This is a genomic window from Blautia sp. MSK17_66 (assembly GCF_020538025.1).
Taxonomy (GTDB): Bacteria; Bacillota; Clostridia; order Lachnospirales; family Lachnospiraceae; genus Blautia_A.
On record NZ_JAJBNQ010000100.1, the window covers coordinates 1 to 394 of the forward strand.

The window sequence follows — 394 nt, forward strand, 5'->3', positions numbered from 1 at the left end:
TAGAAATCTTATCCATATCTTCCAGATGCCATTGTTTTAAGGTACCTTTTGCTATATTGTCTATCATGAATCCTGCCATATTTACAGGATCCTTGGCAGAGGAATACGGCGGTGCATATGCAAGATCCAGATCTTTCAGCTGGGTTGCCTTCAGCCCTGCATGAATTGCTGTTGCCAGCACATCAATACGTTTATCAACTCCTTCATATCCAATAATCTGAGCACCAAGCAAACGATAAGTCTCTTTTTCAAAAACCACCTTCATGGTCATCACTTTTCCACCAGGATAGTAACCGGCATGACTCATAGGAGAAAGAATTACTGTATCTACATCTAATCCTGACTTTTTGGCATTGGTTTCATTGATACCTGTAGTGGCTGCTGTCATATCAAA

At 40.6% G+C, this 394-nt stretch carries 1 pseudogene; it reads right to left on the reverse strand.

The window, feature by feature from the left end:
* Positions 1-394 (reverse strand): annotated as a pseudogene (locus tag LIR34_RS17655) (CoA-disulfide reductase); the annotation flags it as partial.